The following is a 17,152-nucleotide window of genomic DNA, read 5'->3' on the forward strand; positions in this document are numbered from 1 at the left end:
CTAAAAAATTACTTGAAAAAGCGGTCAAAGAAGCCCCGCGGCTTCTTTTCCTCGCTCTTGGCGGCTTCCGCGGCCTCCTTGGCCTGGGCCAGTTCATCCAGCAGCTTCTGGATCTGGTCGGCCTGCTCCTTCTTCTCAGCTTCTTCCTGCTGCTGCTTTTCAGCCTGGGCTTCCTTTTCCGCCAAAAGCTGGGCATTCTGCTCGGTGACCTTCATCATCCGGTCCATCATTTTGGCATTCTTCTTCAAGTATGGAGCAATGTTTTCGACCATTCTCTGCCCCTGGACTTCCGCGGCGGCTCTGGCCTTTTCAATTTCAAAGCGCTCAGCCGCGATCCCAGTTTCCTTCTCATAGCGCTCAATCAGCAAGTGGTTGCCCTGCCAGAGGTCCATATTGGCCATCTTGACCGTCAGCCCCTGGCTGTTAAAAGTCTTGCAGATCTCAGCTGAAGCCGGCAGGTATGCGAAGTAGCGGTTGATGTCGTTGCCCTTGTTGGGGAAGACCCGGGCGGGAATCATGCATTCCGGATTGTCCCGGGTAAAGGTGATTTCCCGCAAGGTCGCCTCATCGTGCAAAAGAATGCTCCAGTTCCGCCGGCCCAGGTCCTCAACAATATTGTAGTTCTTTATGTGGAAGTAGTACTTGGTTTCCGTGTTGACCAGGCCGTATTCTTCAACCAACTGCCAGAAGGCGTGCTTAACCGGGTAAAGGAAGTCGTGCTTGAGCTTCAAGTAGTCCTCGTCATCCATCTCTTCCAGCCAGCGGTCGATCTGCCGGGTCAGGTAAAGAAAGAGGGTGTTGTTCAACCAGTGGCCGTGGTTGTCGGTATTGCCATCCAAGTATTCAAAAAAGTGGATGTCCGCGTCCGTCTTCTTGCGGAACTGGTTGCCCTGGCTAATTACGTAGCCCCTGCGGCCAACTTCAGTCAAAAGCTCGATATCCTTGCCCTTGCTGTTCATGCTGAAAATGGCCACCGGTTCCACTCCCAGTTTCTCGCCATGCCGGTTGCTCCGCTTTTTCAAAAAGCTCTGGGCGGCGCTAGAAGAAAAGAGGGAGACTTCCGGGTCATCGATGCAGATCGGGGTGATGACCTGGTCTTCATCCATGTAGTGGTCGGTAAAGTTCCAGATATTCTTGTTGATGACCTTGGGGTTGGAGCTGTAGGCGCTGACCCGGTCCTGCTTGCTCAAGCTCTTGCCGGCCAGCAGCTTCTTTCTGACCGCTGCCGTCATCCCGAAGAGCTTGTCTTCTGAACCGGCCTGGACGATCTCCTTGGTATTGCCGATGGTCAAGTTGGAGGCAATTTTAAGCAGGGTCGACTTGCCAGTTTCTCCCTGCCCGACCAGGCCGGCCACGATCGGGACGTCTTCCACGATCCCGTTTCGCTCATCGATGGCCTGGCGGATCTTCCAGATGCTGCCGCTTTCCAGGACATACATCAAGAAGGAGAAGGCAGCCTGGGATTCATTATCCTGCTTGCGGTCCCGGTAGAAGCGGATAATGTCAAAAATTGCTGACACGTCCTGCCGGGTCGGCTTTTGGACCGCGACTGGTTCTTCCTGGTAGGAGTCGATTGCCGGCTTCTCCAGAATCGTCCCGGTTACCGGGTCTTGCAGGTAAAGGGGGCGCGGGTAGTGGGCCTTTTCATCCGGCAAAACAATGGCCTCGCCATTTTCATTGCCTTCGCCAAAGACGATCTGGCTGAGCCGCTTACTCAATTCCTCATCAGCCAGGATCTTTTTTCCCGTCAAGTTCTCCTTGTCAATCCCGCTTTTAAAGCGGAGGAGCTTGGCCGTCTTCTTAAAGGACACGCCGGCCTGACTTTGGCCTAATTGCCCCAGCCGGGTCGCTTCTTTGAAATCCTTTAAAGGTGCTTCAGCCATTTTATCTGCCAAGCCGCTGACTTCCAGCAGGTACTGGGATCGCTTGTCTTCTGCCAGGTCCAAATAGCCCTGGTAGATCTCCCTGTCTAAAATATCTCTGGCCTTGGCCGTCAGCTCTTTGACCAGCTGCTGGACCATGGCCCAGTCGTCACCGGTCTTTTCCCCGCTGCTTAAGAAGTAGGTCGCCCCCTGCCCCCAGTAGAAGCGGTACTGGTCTTTCCCGGTCAGCAGGAAGAAGTTGCTTTCTTTCTGCGGTGAAAAACTAACCGCCAGCCGGCCAGCAGCCAGTTTTTCCTTTAAGTCCGGGCAGTCGCTAGCTAAGAGCGGAAAAAGCCGGGACAGTTCACTTGCCGCGGCAAGTTCGGGAACTTCTTCCTCCCCAAAGAGCAGGCAAAACTTTACCTGCTTAAATAAAGGGCTGAGCTCCCGGTCCAGCAGGGTCCAGTCAGGAGCGGCCAGGGCGGCCGTCAGACTCCCGTATTCCTCCCCTGCTTCCTTGATGTCTTCCAGCAAGCCGTGCTGGATCAGTAACTTTCGCTGAGTATCAATAATCCTTGCCATCTGTCTTATTTCCCATTCATGACTTTTTGCCTGCCATATTGCAGACCTTTAACAAGATTATAGCACTATCCAGCCAGTTTTCGGCAGCGTTTACCCGCTTTACTGGCAAGATTCTGCGGATTTTTGCCAAAAGAAAGCCGGGCTGGATTGGCTGCGGGATCTTCATTCTCTTTGCCTTGATCTGGCTCTTTGGCCTCATCACCAGCCAGTCCCGCCTCCGCTTTGCCTGCGACTTCTTCATGCTCGGCACCTTGTTCATCATGTTGATTGGCTTCGGCGGCCGGCACAAGCAGGTCCTGCTGCAAGAGAAAAGGCAGGCTGCTATCGCACTTAAGCAAAAGAATTACGACCAGACCGCTAGTGAATTAGGGCCACGTTAAACCCCGGGTCTGGCAGAAGTCCAGGATAAAGGAAGCCATCTTCTGGGCAACCTTCGGCTCTTGGGCCAGATTCCGGCTGGCCAGGCTGATGGTGTAAGAAGTATCTTCCCTTACCGGCACGGCAATGGCACCAGCAGATTCGTGGTACTTGGACTTAGGCAAGAGAGCCACCCCTTCACCGATCGCCACCAGGTTAACCAGGGTCCGCACATCGTCAGTCACGCTGCTGATCTGGGGATGGATGTCATTTTTAGCAAAAACGTCAGCGATGATCCCGGCCAAGGCATGTTCTTCCCCAAAAGCCAGGTAAGGATACTGCTCGATCTGCTTCAAGCTGACCGACTTCTGCTTGGCCAGTTCATGACCCGCCGGCAAGAGCAGCTCCAGCTTTCTGTGCATCATTGGTACTAAGTCAAAGCCGGCAATCTTTTCACCCGGCCGGGTTGTGACAATGGCCAGGTCCAGTTCCCCGCTTTGCAGCATGTCCAGGAGCTTGCCGGTCACGGCCCGCTTTAAATTGAAGTCGACCCGGTATTCCGGATTGACCTGCCGGTAGTCCTTGATCACATCGGTAATGAATTTATGGGCCACGATTTCAGCCACCCCGATTGACAGCTTGCCGCTTTCGCCCAGGGCCATCTCAGACAACTGCCGCCGCCCTTCCTGGATCTGCTGGACCCCGGCTTCACTGTACTCTTTGAAGACCTTGCCGTAAACCGTCAGGCGGATGTTGCGGCCTTCTCTTTCAAAAAGGGGAACGCCCAGTTCCTCTTCCAGTTTCTTGACCGCGTAGCTCAAGGTTGGCTGGGAAATCCCCAGTTTTTCCGCTGCCTGGGCCATATACTGGGTCTCAGCCAGCTCGTTGAAGTATTCCAAGTGTTGAAAGTTCATGTCTTTTTCCTCATCGTTAAGTCTTACCTCTTATTTTTGCCAAAATTTAGTTTTTAGCAAGAATTTAGCATTTTTTAAAACGTTTTTTAGTAATTTTCAAACTTTTTTGCCAAAATTTCCTGCTAAAAACCGCCAACATAAGTTCGGAAATATATGATTCAGATTTCATATACCGCTTTTATTCCTCTTTCTTGATCGGAAAAGTCGCATTTATCCGAAAAATTAGCAGTAATTATTTGAATTTCACCGAATATTATGTCAAAATTGAGTAAGCATGATTGGCGTTGACTAATAAGAAAAAGGCGCTATAATAATCTTATTGTAAAATTTATTTTGTAAATTCATTCACTTAAAAGAGAGCCTTAAGATGAAACAAGACGTACTTTACCAAATCTTGACCACTGCTGAAGACTGCCAGACAGTCAGCGATATCGCTAAGAAGCTTTTCCTGAGTCAGCCAGGTTTTGAGCAAGGCAGAAAAGAAATACAATGTCGTTCTCCTGGAAAGAAGAACCCTGCCGATCGAACTGACTGAAGCCGGCCGGACCCTTTGCGACGGCTTAGCCAAGCTGCACAGCGACCAGATGAAGATCGAACAGGACCTGCGCCGCTTCACTGAAGAAGAGCAGTCCTACATCAAGATTGGTTTCTCCCCGATCTGGGCACCAGGCGAAAGCAGGAAGATCATCCCCGTTCTGCAAAAGCAGTTTGAAACCACCCGCTTTGAACTGATCAAGACCTTCTCTATCAACTCTGCCAAGCGTTTGATCGACAACCGGATGGTTGACATCTACCTGGGGCCGCTCCTACGGGGGGAAAACTTGAAGAACTTCTTCCTCTTCCAGCCTCGGATCTTCTTGATCATCCCTGAAACCAGCAAACTTTACCAAGAAGGCAAGCGGGACGTTCCGTTCAGCCAGCAGCTCTTGATGGACCTCAGCGAAGAAAAGATGGTTTCCTTAAGCGATGACTCCGGCTTCCAAAAGACCGTTGACCACCTGCTTGAAGACCAGAACCTCTCCGTTAACAAGAGTATCAAGGTCAACGACTACGAAGTCGCCCTGCAAATGGCAGTCGGCGGTTTGGGCTGGACGGCAACTTTGGAATACATGCTGCCGGACCTGGACCCAGACCTTAAGTACAACCAGGTTGAACTTCCTCACACCTTGATCCAGTCAGACAACGGTTTGACCATCCACATGGACTCCAACGACCGGGCCAAGGAAGTTGCCCAGGTGATGACCAGACTGATGAAGGATGACCTGGTTGCCCGCAAGCTGATCAAGGAATAAGAGCAGAAATTTAAAAATATGCAGACAAAAAACGAGCCAGCTGGCTCGTTTTTTTATTGGCATTTGACTATTAAAAACTATTTTTCTTTCTTCTTGGCCCGGAATTCCCGCCGCCATTCTTTGTGACTAAACGCGGCATAAACCAAGATGGCTAAAGCCGTCAAGAGTGAAATCAGCAGGCCGCTTCGCAATCCCGGCGTCCGGTAAACCAGGCGGACGCGGTGCTTGCCTGCTGGCATTTTGAAGCCGACAAAGGCCGTGTTGGTCTTAATTACCTTGACTGCCTTGCCGTCAACCGTAGCCGTCCAACCGTTTGAATAAGGGATGGTCGAAGTAACGACACCGGCTTTCTTGCTAGTAAAGAGGCCGGTCAGCTGGTTTTGCGCGAGTTTCAGCTGCTTGACCCCCTGCTTTTGAATCTGCCGCACTTCTTTCGTGTATTCTTGATTCAAAGGAATTGCTACAACTTTGATCTTGAAGCGGTAGGTCCCCAGTTTTGAAGGCTGGAAGGTCAGACTATTGGGCAGAGTCTGATAAGTGCCCATGTTCATGACCGCGCTGTCGACCAGGCGGTAAAAAGAAGTCATATCCTGGCTTCTCTGCACAATTGTTTCACTGGCCTTCTTCCCCGTTACCGTCAGCTTGTAGCTGGGGTCTGGTGAACCGGCCAGAAGGTGGTAGCGCCAGTACTTGTAGCGGGTCGCCCGCTCATTAAAGGTCTGCCCGGCCAGGTCGGCCTCCTGCTTGGCCTTCTTCAGCTCCAAGTCCAGCTGCTGGCTTAAAGTGAAAGGCTGGTAGGAAATCTGGCTGATCTCGACATGCAACTCGCTTTTGCCCAGTTTGGCCTTTTCTCTATCTGACAAGTGCAGCTTCAACTTGTAGCTGGCATCAGAGTCCGTATAAGTCAATTTATTCTTGCTCAGCTTCTTGCCACTGGCATCGACCAGGCTGGCTTTGATGGTCTTGACCCCGGTCAATTTCGCGGCTTTAAGGCCAACCCCCTTGACCACCACCCCGCTGGCCAGAGACCGCTCTTTTTGGCTCGCTGACAGTTTTTGGTAGCGGCTGGGGCTAATTGCCTTATAGCTTAGCCAAAGCAGCGGGAAGGCCTCTGTGGTCTTGTAGAGCTCGGCCTGGTAGACAGACTCCTGATTTTGATCTTTTTTCTCCTTGCCAGCAGCGATCAGGTCGTAAGTCCCGGGCACCTTGCTACCGTTTACTGAGTATTTTTGGTTAAAAATATAGCGGACGCCCAGGAAATTGTTCAATATCGTCCGGTCATCAAGCTGGTGGAAGGGAATGTTGTTGTCATACTGCAGGTTGCCCAGGTCGGTCGAGAACTGACCCAGGTACTGGTTCTGGATGGAATAGTAAGATGACACGTTGGCCAGGCCGCTGGTCAAGTCGTTAAACAGCTTCTTCTGGCTGACAAACTGGTTATTTGACACCGTGTTGACCCGGTAAAAGCCGGCCGGCAGGATATAGTTCAAGCCGCCATAGCGGTCTTCCGCGATTTGCTCATATTCCCCCCTGACCAGCATTTTGGCCGCAAAGTTGCCATTGTATGGAAGAGCCGCGTACAGGGCGTTAAAGGCCAAGTTAGCCGCTACAGTAAGCAATAACGCTCGCTTTAAAGCCCGTCCTTCGTTGACCAGGTAGCTGGCCCCCAGACTGAGCAAGAGGAAGATGACTGGCAAGAAGAGCTTGTAGTCATTTTCCAAAAAGGACATGGCGACCAGGTAGACCAGGTAGATTCCGCTGGTGGTAAAAATCAGCCGCATCTCCTTTTGACTGACCGCCTGCTCACTGATGGCCTTGACAAAGACCATCACGCTGAAGGCAAAAGGCAGGTACAAGAGCAGAGTCCAGCGGTTTGACGCTGACATCCCCCCGTTAAACACTGCCCCGACTGCCGGGATCAAGAGCATGACTGCCCCTAATAACAGAGAAGCAGCGACCAGCCGGTACTTGCGCCAGTTACGGAAGAGATAGACCAGGGCTGGCAGGATGATGCTAGCCAGGCCCAAGGCTGACCAGAACATCAACTTCCAGTTGTCCCCGTCAATCAGTTCCTTTGGCAAAAGCAAGTAGTAGTAGGCCGGATAAAAGGTCAAGCCATTGGCAAACTGCGATCCGGTCCGGGTGGAGTTGACCACGGCCAAAAGTTCCGGCAAAAGCAGGCCGGCTGACAGAAGGACCGCTCCTAAACTGGCAAAGAAGAGCTTATTAATTGTTGGCCAGAAAGGAATCTTTTTCCAATAAGCCAGGCCCCAGCGCAAAAACAGGTAAATGATTGCCCCCAGGCCCAGGACAAAGGCCAGGTAATAGTTGCTGACCAGCATCCAGACAAAGACCCCGAATAAGGGCCAGGCGCTGCCTCCCTGCAAGAGTCGCTCCAGCTGGACCACGATCAAGGGAAAAAGAATAAAGGTCGTGGTGAACATCGGCTGGGCCAGGGCCGCGTACAGCAGGTAGGCATTGACCATGTAGACACCACTGCCAATCAAGACAACACCGTCTTTAAAGTCAAAATGGCGGGCAAAATAAACAAAGGCCAAACCCACGCAGTAAAGGCGCAACAGCAGGATCAGCTGGTAGGCAAAGACCAGGTGGCTGGTCGGAAATAAAAGGGCCAGATAGGCAAAGACGTCACCAATCGTATAGTAAGAAAAGACTGAAAACAGGTCACTGCCCAGGCCCATGGTCCAGGACCATTCAGCTGGCCCCTGACTTAAGTGGCGCAGGAAACTGAACACGTACTCCCGGTACTTGACCAGCAAGGGCAGGTGCTGGTTGGCCGTGTCAGTGTTCCAGATCAGGCTATGGCCCGTAACCAAGTAAGGTCCAAAAACACAGGCCGCCAAAAAGAGGAAGAAGACAGAGTACTTCCAGTAGACGGCCCGGTCACGCTTTTTGTTAAAGCTGAATTGCAAAATCATCCCTCCAAAATGTTTAATGCTCTATCTTTTTATTCTACCGCTTTTCTTCCCTGCCCGCTAAAAGGCTAGAAAATATTAAAAAAGAAAAATGACCAGCAAAAGCTGGTCATCATCCAAAATTCTAATTTCTCAGCTGTTCGTAAACATCCTGCATTTCCTGGTCATCTGGCACAAGCTTCAAGTACTTTTCCAGCAATTGCCGGGCCAGATCGCCATGGGCGCTCTCTTGAGCAAAGGAGATCATTCCCCGCAAGAAGGCAGGACTGGTCTGCAGGCTCTGGTAGGCCAAGAGATATTCCTGCAGGGCCTGGTCATATTTTTCCATTTCCTGGTAGGACCGGGCCATGTTCCAGTGGGCCTGGGGCTCCAGGTCGCTGTCAGCCAGAGCAGTAAACAAGGCCAAGGAGTCCTCTGCCCGCCCCTGGGCCAAGTAGAGGTCGCTCAGCAAGAGGCGGAGGCTGGAATTGTCCGGGTTGACCTCAAGGCCCCGCTGCAAGAGGTCCTCAGCATCCTCAGCCTTGCCTAATTTGGCAGCTGCCTTAGCCCCAGTCAGGTAAAGCTCTTCATCCAGCTCATTGTAGCCCAGGCCCGTCTGAGCCGCAAAGAGGGCTTCTTCTGGGTTGTCTTCTTCCTGGTAGGCCTTGGCCAGGAAAGGATAAGCGTTGACGTAGTCAGGGCTTTGCTTAATGACATCATCAAGGAAGGAAATGGCCTTGTCAAACTGGCCGGCCTCTTCCATGATTACTCCGGCTTGGTACTTGGCGTCGATGTCCAGGAGGTCTTCTTTATGGTCATTGATAAAAGCAGCTGCTTCTTCATACCGGCCCAGTTTAGCCAGGGTCTGGAAGACCCGCTGGTTAAGATTGACTTCCCCGAACATGGTCTGTCTTTGCCGCAAGTCCTGGTACAGAGGCAGGGCCTGGTCGTTCAAGTCGCTCATGTAGTCCAGTTCCGCCAGGCCAAAAGTAATGGCATCTTCATCCGGGGCCTGCTGCCGGGCCTGCTCCATCTTGGCCCGTGCCGTTTCGATGAGGCCCTCGCTTTGGTAGTAGTCAGCCTGGACCAGGAGGCTTTCCAGATAGGCATCTGAATCAGCCGGCACATTGTAAAGCAGGGTCAAGCCATCGTCCTCTGCTCCGTCATTGAGGAGGATTTCGGCCAGGTAGACCTTGAAGAGGTCTTCATTGGGAAAATCAGCGATCAAGCTGCGGTAGACTTCCTTGGCCAGGTCGGTAAAGCCCAGGTCGGTCAGATTTTCCGCCAGAGACGCCAGGATCTCCGGATCATCGTTTTCCAGGGCCTGCTTCAAGAGGGCGCGGCTCTCGCTGAAACGGTGACCTTGAATCGCGTCCAACAATTGTTCAGAATATGTCATCTTTGTCCTCACTTTCTGCTTACTATTGTACCGTAACTAGTCAGCTAAATAAGTTTTTTGCCCAAACAAAAAAACGCCAGAAATACCGGCGTTTCTTTATTTTAAAGCGCGTCAATTACTTAACAGCGTCCTTAAGAGCCTTACCTGGCTTAAATGCAGGAACCTTGCTTGCTGGAATTTCAATTTCAGCACCAGTTTGTGGGTTGCGGCCCTTGCGAGCTGCACGGTCACGTACTTCGAAAGTACCGAAGCCGATCAGTTGCACCTTTTCGCCCTTAGCCAAGTCTTCTTGGATTGCTTCGAAAACCGCGTCAACAGCTTCTGAAACGTCCTTCTTAGTCAACTTAGTCTTTGCAGCTACTTCTGAAACTAATTCTGCCTTATTTGCCATGTGGAATTCACCTCCTATAAATTAGACTCGCGTCTAATCACTTCATTTCTCTTGTAGAAATGAGGGACACTGAGCGCTTGCTGCATTCAATTAATTCCCTGCTCTCTAAAATATCACAAGAACGTCGTCCCTACAAGGCTTTTAGCCCGCGGCTTAGCACTTTTTCAAGAGAATGTCACAAATTGAAAAAGAAAAGCCCGGTCCTACTTCCGCTTACGCGGCAGGATCTTGATCGGGGTCCCGGTGAAGTCGAAATTCTCCCGCAGCTGGTTGATCAAAAAGCGCTGGTAGGAGAAGTGCATCAGTTCTGGATCGTTGCAGAAAACAACGAAAGTCGGCGGATTGGTCTTGACCTGGGTCATGTAGTAGACCCGGAGCCGCTTGCCCTTGACCATCGGCGCCGGCACCAAGCGGCTGGCTTCCAGGAGCAGGTCGTTTAAGACGGATGACTGGATCCGCTGGTTCTTGTTCTCGTAAACTTCCTTGACCATCTTTGGCAATTGGTCGACGTTCTTGCCGGTCTTGGCCGAAACAAAGACAATCGGGGCATAGTCCAGGTAGGAGAATTCTTCCCGGATAACCGCTTCAAAGTCCTTGCCGGATGAAGAGTCCTTCTTCGGCAAGTCCCACTTGTTGACGGCGATAATCATCCCCAGGCCCGCTTCATGGGCGTAGCCGGCCACGTGCTTGTCCTGCTCTCTGATCCCGGTGCTGGCATCCAGGACCAGGATGGCCACGTCTGACCGTTCCATGGCGCTCATCGCCCGCATGACGGAGTACTTTTCAGTCTTCTCATAGACCTTGCCCCGCCGTCTGATCCCGGCTGTGTCAACAACCCGGAACTTGGTTCCATCCTTGACGAATGGCGTGTCAATGGCGTCTCTGGTCGTCCCTTCTTCGTTGGCCACAATCACCCGTTCTTCGCCCAACAGGCGGTTGACGATGGATGACTTGCCCACGTTTGGCCGGCCGATCACGCTGAAGGAGATAACCCCTTCTTCGGTCTTTTCGGCATCGGCCGGGAAGTTCTTGACTACTTCGTCCAGCAGGTCACCGATCCCCGTCCCGTGGGAACCGGAAACCGGGATTGGGTCGCCCAAGCCTAAGCTGTAGAAGTCATAGATATCGGTCCGCTGCTCAGGGTTGTCTGCCTTGTTAACGGCCAAAAGAACTGGCTTATCGGCCCGGTAGAGCAGGTGGGCGATCCGTTCGTCCAGACTGGTCACCCCCTGGCTGGCATCGGCCAGCATGACGATGACGTCGGCCTCTTCAATAGCGATTTCCGCCTGGGCCCGGATTTCTTCGTCAATCGTACTGTCTTCCCAGGTAATCCCCCCGGTGTCGATGATGCTGAACTGGTGGCCCATCCAGCTGGCCCGGGCATAGTTCCGGTCCCGGGTCACGCCTGGCCGGTCTTCCACGATCGCCACCCGTTCATTGATAATCCGGTTGAACAGGGTTGACTTGCCCACGTTTGGCCGCCCTACGATGGCAACAATTGGTAATGGCATCTTTTCACCTCTTTTGCTTTCTATTGATTATTGTCAAACAAAAAGACCGACCAACGGTCGGTCTTTTTAGTGCTGATTAACGGTTCTTAAGTTGGTCACCGATCATGTCACCAAGTGAGAAGCCGTTGTCGTCGTTGTTCATGTACTTGCGAGCAAATGCGTCGTTGTTTGATGAGCGACGTGCGCGAGGTCTGTCGTTTGATGAAGAAGCGTTCTCTGGATCAGCTTGCTTAATTGACAGGGAGATTCTTCTTTTACTTGGGTCAATGTTAAGAACCTTAACCTTGACCTTTTGACCTACAGTCAAGACGTCGCTTGGCTTGTCAACGTGCTTGTATGAAATTTCTGAAACGTGTACCAAGCCTTGGATGCCGTCAGCAACTTCAACAAAGGCACCGAAGTTGGTCAAAGACTTAACTTCGCCTTCAATTACATCGCCTTCGTTCAAGCTTGAAGTAGCTTGTTCGAATGGGGATGGTTCAGTTTGCTTGATTGACAGGGAGATACGGTGACGGTCATTGTCGATGCCAATAACCTTAACCTTAACATCTTGGCCAACCTTCAAGACGTCGCTTGGCTTGTCAACGTGCTTGTATGAGATTTCGGAGATGTGTACCAAACCGTCAACGCCGCCGATATCAACGAATGAGCCAAAGTTGGTCAAGCGTGATACCCGGCCTTCAACTACGTCGCCGACAACCAATTGTGAAGCAACGTTTTCAAAGGCTTGTTCGCGTTCTTCTTCGATCAGTTCCTTGTGGGAAAGGATCAGACGGTTCTTAGCCGGGTCGATTTCAGTAATCTTAACCTTGATAGCCTTACCGATGTAAGGCTTAAGGTCTGAAACGAAGCGGTTTGAGATCAAGCTTGCTGGCAAGAAGCCGCGGGTGCCGACATCAACGAGCAAACCACCGCGAACTGATGAAGTAACCTTACCTTCGATAGTCTTGCCTTCTTCGAAGTCCTTTTGCAGCTTGTCGTAAGCTTCGCGTTCCTTAACGCGGGTTACTGAGAAGAAAAATTCACCGTTTTCCTTGTCACCGCCTGCACGACGAACTACGTAAACCTTGAAGGTATCACCTGGCTTAACTTCGTCACGCAAGTTGACACTACGGTCGTTGGTGAAATCACGGCGAGTGATTACACCTTCAACGCCGGCGCCTTGAACACCAACGTTAATTTGGCCATCTTCAACGCTCAAAACGTTAACATCAACGATGTCGCCTGCCTTAACTTCTTGCATTTGAGCAAGAGCATCTAAAAATTGATTGTTTTCTGACATAAATACAAAATGCCTCCCTGTTTATTCGTTCTCTATTTTACCAAAAAATAGATGAATTTGCTACTATTTTACCAGACTTTTTTTGACTTTACTTGCTGGTATTTGTTTTTTTAGCAATTTCGGCCAAGATAGCGGCAACAACCTGGTCAATCGTTAAATTAGTTGAATCGATTTCGATTGCATCCGCTGCCTTCTTCAAAGGTGAAACTTCACGGTGGGAGTCAAGGTAGTCCCGCTTGGCGATATCAGCTTCGATTTCCTCAACCGTCTGCTTGGCCTCAATCCCCTTTTCCTGCCAGTCCAAAAGCCGTCTTTCTGCTCTAGACCGGGCGCTGGCAACCAGGAAGATCTTGACTTCAGCCTCAGGCAAAACCGTGGTCCCGATGTCGCGGCCGTCCATGATCACGTTGGTTGACCCGGCAAGTTTTCTTTGCAGGTCAACCATCTTGCTTCTGACCCCCGGCAGGGCTGAGACCTGGGAGACATTAGCCGTGATTTCCGGGGTCCGGATTTCCAAAGACACGTCTTCCCCGGCTACCAGAACCTTCTGGCCGCTTTCGCCGGGCTCTAAAACGATGCCGTCTTCGTCGATCGCCTTTAAAATCCCGGCTTCATCCCCATAGTCCAGGCCGTGCTTGCGGGCGATAAAAGTACATGCCCGGTACATAGCACCCGTGTCGATATAAACGAATGACAGCTTATTGGCCACAATCTTGGCCACCGTGCTCTTACCTGCTGAAGCAGGTCCATCAATTGCTACTTGCATAACATCAAAATGAAGCGACTCGTATCGCTTCAATCCTTTCCAATAAATTCAGCTATTTGGCTTGCTTGATCTTCAGTTTCTGACCAACTGCCAGGGTTGAGCTGGTATCCAGACCATTTTGCTCAGCCAGCTCTTCGGCGCTTATGCCGTACTTCTGGGCGATCGCGGCCCAGCTGTCGCCGGCCTTGACCACGTAAGTCTTGACCTTGGGAGCAGGCTTGGCCTTGCTAGTCTTTTCAACGGCCGGCTTGGGCTTGGCCTGCTCTTTCTTTGCTTGCGGAACGGCGTAGTCACTGTTTTGACTGGTGATCAGCGGCACGGCTGCCAAGGCCATCATAACCGCGATCAAGAGGGCCGTCCACCACGGCGCCTGCTTGTTCTTGCGCTCTTCTCTGACCGCTTGCTGGCGGGCCAGACGTGACAAGGGCTTTTGGGCATTTTGATCCATCTAGCTTCCCCCTTTAAGCTTACATTTTAACATAAAACCAGGTGCTAATCGAAAAGAAAAGGCCTTCCTTAAGGAAAGCCTCATCTAATATTTTATTTGTCTTTTCGCATTAGTACTTGCTGGAAACGCTGAAGTGCTTGATCACGAATGGCTTGATCGTCTTTAAGACTGATTCAAAGAGGATGTAGACCACAACTGAGTTGATGGCCCCCTTGATCAAGTTGAATGGGACGATGATGCCCATGATGTAGCTGGACATGCTTGGAATGTGCAGCATCTTGCCCAGGTAAGTCTGTTCAGTAAAAGTGAGCAGCTGAGCGTAGCTCATGTGCATCCCCGCTGCCTGCGGCACTGAAGTGTAGGCGTAAACCGGAGTCAAGAGGAACTGGTTGGTCAAAGCCATGACCACCGTCAATGACAAAACGCCCAAAAGCAGGCCCAGGGCCGGCAGCAGGTAGCCCTTCAGGCTCTTTCTGTCTTCTTCCTTGACTGAGCCAGCCAGGAAGTAAAATGGCAGGGCAAAGGCCATTGAAGCCAGGAAGGCAGCCAGTTCACCGACCAGTGACGGGAGGGCAAAGCCGGCAAAGATCAAGGACAAAAGGCACTTGATCGCGGCTACGGCCACCCCGCCGCCGATGCCGAAGATAAAGGTGGTAATGACCACGATGACGTCTGAGAAGTCCATCTTCAAAAAGCTGACACCCGGCATGATCGGGAATTCAAACTTCATCACCACAAAGGCGATGGCCCCGATCATGGCATAAGCGAGCCAGTTGCTGACTGATTTATCTGTCCGTTTGTTAGCAGCTTCCATATTAACATACCTCCATTAAAAAAGTCCGTTGCCTCGAAGAGCAACAGACCTTTCTTAGTAAGCATGCTTATTATTCCAGCGTCTGCCTTCTTCCATCTAGACTATAACTATCGGTAGCTTTACAGCATTCAACCACTCGCGTGGCTCGCGGACTTGCACCGCCGGTCGGGATTTTCACCCTGCCCCGAAGACAACTTGTATTATTTTTGATTACGTTTACATTCTAATCCACTTGCTTGAGTCTGTCAACTTCTTTGCGGTTTAATTCCCGGTACTGTCCGGATGTAAGGCCTTGCAAGTCCAGGAAGGAGTAGCGTTCTCTGGACAATTTGTCAACCAGGTGATTGACAGCTTTAAACATTTCCTTGACCTGGTGGTAGTGGCCTTCATGGATGGTCAGCTGGACGATCTGGGTCTGGGCCCGGGGATTGGTCTTCAAAACCTTGACTTGGGCCGGCTTGGTCTTGTAGCGGCCGATCTGGACCCCCTTCTTCAAGGCCTTGATTTCATCTGGCTGCAGAATGCCCTTGATCTTAGCCACGTAGACCTTGTCAACTTCGTTTCTCGGGTGCATGAGTAGGTTGGCCAGTTCCCCGTCATTGGTCATCAAGAGCAGGCCGGAAGTGTCGTAGTCCAAGCGGCCAACCGGGTAAAGGCGGTATGGCAAATCAGTAAAGTAGTCTGCCACCGTCTTGCGGCCCTTGTTATCCTTAACCGCGGAGATCACGCCCCGGGGTTTGTAAAAAAGATAAGTATGGTGGCTTTCTCTTTCAATCGGCTGGTTGTCAACAACAACTTGTTCAATCGAGCTGACCTTGGTCCCCAGCTTGGTTACCACTTGCCCGTCGACTCTGACCCGGCCGGCCAGGATCATTTTTTCCGCTTCTCTTCTGGAAGCGATCCCCGCCTGGGCGATCACTTTTTGCAAACGTTCTTCCGCCATTATAAATCCTCCATCTTCTGCAATGCTTCATCAGCCGTGCCGTTTTCGGCAAACAGGTCTACCTGGCCGTCGGCATCAAAGCTGCTGTCTTCAAAATTCTCAATTACCGGCAGATCCGCCAGAGACTTGTAGCCAAAGTACTGGAGGAAATAATCGGTCGTCACGTACAGCTTGGGGTGGCCCGGGGCGTCCTTAACCCCCTGGGCCTTGACCAGGCCACGCCAAACCAGGGTCTGCAGGGCACCAGAAGAGTTGACCCCCCGGATTTCATCGATCTCAATTCTGGTAATCGGCTGCCGGTAGGCCACGATCGCCAGAATTTCCAAGGCTGATTGGCTGATATTCTTGGTCAGGTCCTTGTTGAAATAGGCTTCAACCAGGTCGCTGACTTCCCCGCTGGTCGTTAATTTATATTCGTCGTTGATTTCCAAAAGCTGCAGGCCGCAGTCCGGATCACTGGCCAGTTTTTCCTGCAGCCTTTTGGCCAGACTCTCAATTTCCGGGTCCGCCAGCTGCAGCAGGTCCCGCAGCTGCTCTTTCTTGATCCCGCCGTCGCCGGCCATATAAAGGAGGGCTTGCAGCTTGGCTATTTTACTCGTCATGCTTGCTTCTCTCTATTTCCAAGTCGCCAAAGCGGCGCTTTTGCCTAACTTTCAAGTACTGGTCCTTGGCCAGTTCCAAAATTGCCAAAAAAAGGCCAACCAGGTCGGCCAGGCTTTCCACCTGGTCAGTCAAGGCAAAAAAGCTGACCCGGCCCTGCTGCTCTAAAACTTCCTTCAGCCAGGCAATCATTTCCTGGATCGGCCGGCCGGTCAAGGTCACCTGGGCATGGTCGTTCCTTTTCTTAAAGCGGCGCATAGCCAAAATAAAGCTGGCCGTCAGGTCCTGCTGGCTGATTTGCCCTAAAGGCAGGGGCTGAACCTTGGCCCCTACAGCCACGCTGGGCTCCTTGGCGGCCAAAACTGGTACCTCGTCATTTCTGACCTTGAAGTAGGCCGAAATCTTTTTAAAGACGGAATACTGAACCAGTTGCTCAACCAGTTCTTCCCGGGGGTCGGCAAATTCTTCTTCTGTCTCGACAAAGTCGTTTTTCGGCAGCAGATACTGGGACTTGATCCGCAGCAGGGTTGCCGCCATCACGAAATATTCCCCGGCTAGTTGCAGGTTCAGCCGCTGCATCTGCTGGAGGTAGTCCAGGTACTGCTGGGTAATCCGGGCAATCGGGATGTCATAGATGTCTAATTCCTGCGACCGAATCAGGTGGAGCAAAAGGTCCAGGGGGCCTTCAAAATTCGGCAGCTCAATGGTCATGCCTTCATTCATCATTGTTCAAGTACTTCATCAAATAGGTATATTCCGGAACCGTCATTACTTTTTGCTTGCCAGCTTCCTGGGCCAGTTCCCGCATGATTTCCGAAAAATGCTCATCATCCCGGAAACCCGGTGCTAAAGACAAATAGCGCAGGACCAGGCAGCCGGCCCCGGTCTCGCAGCCCGCCAGGCCGACGATGTTTTGGTCCTCGTCCCGGTAAAGGTAGAGCTGGTGGGCCGGGTCTTCAGCGTAAAGCTGCATCTCTTCCTTCAAATTCTGCAGGTTCTTGAAATCCGGCAGATAGGACAAGAGGCCCATGGCGACTTTTTCATAATCTTTCTTATATGGTACTAGCATATGATCG

Annotated in this window: 15 protein-coding genes, 1 pseudogene and 1 riboswitch; of the genes and pseudogenes, 2 read left to right on the plus strand and 14 right to left on the minus strand. The window is 51.6% G+C overall.

From position 1 onward, the window contains the following. Nucleotides 1-8 precede the first annotated feature (8 nt). Nucleotides 9-2,444: a hypothetical protein gene (locus HMPREF3168_RS08410; RefSeq protein ID WP_070489596.1), complete on the minus strand. Its 2,436-nt coding sequence runs from the start codon at nucleotides 2,442-2,444 to the stop codon at nucleotides 9-11. Between the two features lie 26 nt (nucleotides 2,445-2,470). Between HMPREF3168_RS08410 and HMPREF3168_RS09990 the strand changes: the two genes are divergently transcribed. Next, nucleotides 2,471-2,824 carry a hypothetical protein gene (locus tag HMPREF3168_RS09990; RefSeq protein WP_236162031.1) on the plus strand — a complete coding sequence of 118 codons (354 nt, stop codon included), beginning with the start codon at nucleotides 2,471-2,473 and terminating at the stop codon, nucleotides 2,822-2,824. Here HMPREF3168_RS09990 and HMPREF3168_RS08420 read toward each other — a convergent pair. Then, the gene (locus tag HMPREF3168_RS08420) at nucleotides 2,810-3,715 is read right to left on the minus strand and encodes a LysR family transcriptional regulator (protein ID WP_083289614.1); all 906 of its coding nucleotides are present in this window, start codon (nucleotides 3,713-3,715) and stop codon (nucleotides 2,810-2,812) included. The genes HMPREF3168_RS09990 and HMPREF3168_RS08420 overlap by 15 nt on opposite strands. A gap of 367 nt (nucleotides 3,716-4,082) precedes the next feature. Between HMPREF3168_RS08420 and HMPREF3168_RS08425 the strand changes: the two are divergent. Next, nucleotides 4,083-5,007, plus strand: a pseudogene (locus tag HMPREF3168_RS08425) (LysR family transcriptional regulator). Between the two features lie 77 nt (nucleotides 5,008-5,084). Here HMPREF3168_RS08425 and HMPREF3168_RS08430 read toward each other — a convergent pair. The 12 genes from HMPREF3168_RS08430 to HMPREF3168_RS08485 form a co-directional block, all read right to left on the minus strand. Then, the gene (locus HMPREF3168_RS08430) at nucleotides 5,085-7,946 is read right to left on the minus strand and encodes a YfhO family protein (RefSeq protein WP_083289615.1); all 2,862 of its coding nucleotides are present in this window, start codon (nucleotides 7,944-7,946) and stop codon (nucleotides 5,085-5,087) included. 121 nt (nucleotides 7,947-8,067) lie between these two features. Next, entirely contained in the window at nucleotides 8,068-9,321 is a 1,254-nt protein-coding gene (locus HMPREF3168_RS08435) for a tetratricopeptide repeat protein (protein ID WP_003612965.1), read from the minus strand. A 115-nt stretch (nucleotides 9,322-9,436) separates the two neighbouring features. Then, nucleotides 9,437-9,712 carry an HU family DNA-binding protein gene (locus HMPREF3168_RS08440; protein ID WP_002877566.1) on the minus strand — a complete coding sequence of 92 codons (276 nt, stop codon included), beginning with the start codon at nucleotides 9,710-9,712 and terminating at the stop codon, nucleotides 9,437-9,439. A 203-nt stretch (nucleotides 9,713-9,915) separates the two neighbouring features. After that, nucleotides 9,916-11,223, minus strand: a complete 1,308-nt coding sequence (der, locus tag HMPREF3168_RS08445) for a ribosome biogenesis GTPase Der (RefSeq protein ID WP_003612959.1) — start codon at nucleotides 11,221-11,223, stop codon at nucleotides 9,916-9,918. A gap of 76 nt (nucleotides 11,224-11,299) precedes the next feature. Then, on the minus strand, nucleotides 11,300-12,505 hold the full coding sequence (rpsA, locus tag HMPREF3168_RS08450) for a 30S ribosomal protein S1 (RefSeq protein WP_003612975.1): 1,206 nt from the start codon (nucleotides 12,503-12,505) through the stop codon (nucleotides 11,300-11,302). A gap of 88 nt (nucleotides 12,506-12,593) precedes the next feature. Next, the gene (cmk, locus tag HMPREF3168_RS08455; RefSeq protein ID WP_003612970.1) at nucleotides 12,594-13,271 is read right to left on the minus strand and encodes a (d)CMP kinase; all 678 of its coding nucleotides are present in this window, start codon (nucleotides 13,269-13,271) and stop codon (nucleotides 12,594-12,596) included. Nucleotides 13,272-13,323: 52 nt separating this feature from the next. Further along, nucleotides 13,324-13,719, minus strand: coding sequence for a LysM peptidoglycan-binding domain-containing protein (locus HMPREF3168_RS08460; protein ID WP_003612969.1), 396 nt, complete (start codon nucleotides 13,717-13,719; stop codon nucleotides 13,324-13,326). A gap of 109 nt (nucleotides 13,720-13,828) precedes the next feature. Next, nucleotides 13,829-14,533, minus strand: a complete 705-nt coding sequence (locus HMPREF3168_RS08465) for an ECF transporter S component (protein WP_003612985.1) — start codon at nucleotides 14,531-14,533, stop codon at nucleotides 13,829-13,831. 80 nt (nucleotides 14,534-14,613) lie between these two features. Continuing rightward, nucleotides 14,614-14,729, minus strand: a riboswitch (FMN riboswitch). A gap of 27 nt (nucleotides 14,730-14,756) precedes the next feature. Further along, entirely contained in the window at nucleotides 14,757-15,476 is a 720-nt protein-coding gene (locus tag HMPREF3168_RS08470; protein ID WP_003612952.1) for a pseudouridine synthase, read from the minus strand. Continuing rightward, on the minus strand, nucleotides 15,476-16,078 hold the full coding sequence (scpB, locus tag HMPREF3168_RS08475) for an SMC-Scp complex subunit ScpB (protein WP_003612949.1): 603 nt from the start codon (nucleotides 16,076-16,078) through the stop codon (nucleotides 15,476-15,478). The genes HMPREF3168_RS08470 and scpB overlap by 1 nt, the downstream gene beginning before the upstream one ends. Next, nucleotides 16,068-16,802 (minus strand): segregation and condensation protein A, encoded by a 735-nt coding sequence (locus HMPREF3168_RS08480; protein WP_002877580.1) that lies wholly within the window; start codon nucleotides 16,800-16,802, stop codon nucleotides 16,068-16,070. The genes scpB and HMPREF3168_RS08480 overlap by 11 nt, the downstream gene beginning before the upstream one ends. After that, on the minus strand, nucleotides 16,792-17,145 hold the full coding sequence (locus tag HMPREF3168_RS08485) for a hypothetical protein (RefSeq protein ID WP_003612967.1): 354 nt from the start codon (nucleotides 17,143-17,145) through the stop codon (nucleotides 16,792-16,794). Before HMPREF3168_RS08485 ends, HMPREF3168_RS08480 begins: the two co-directional genes overlap by 11 nt. Between the last annotated feature and the right edge of the window lie 7 nt (nucleotides 17,146-17,152).

The sequence above is a fragment of the Lactobacillus sp. HMSC08B12 genome, assembly GCF_001808415.1.
Lineage (GTDB): Bacteria > Bacillota > Bacilli > Lactobacillales > Lactobacillaceae > Lactobacillus > Lactobacillus delbrueckii.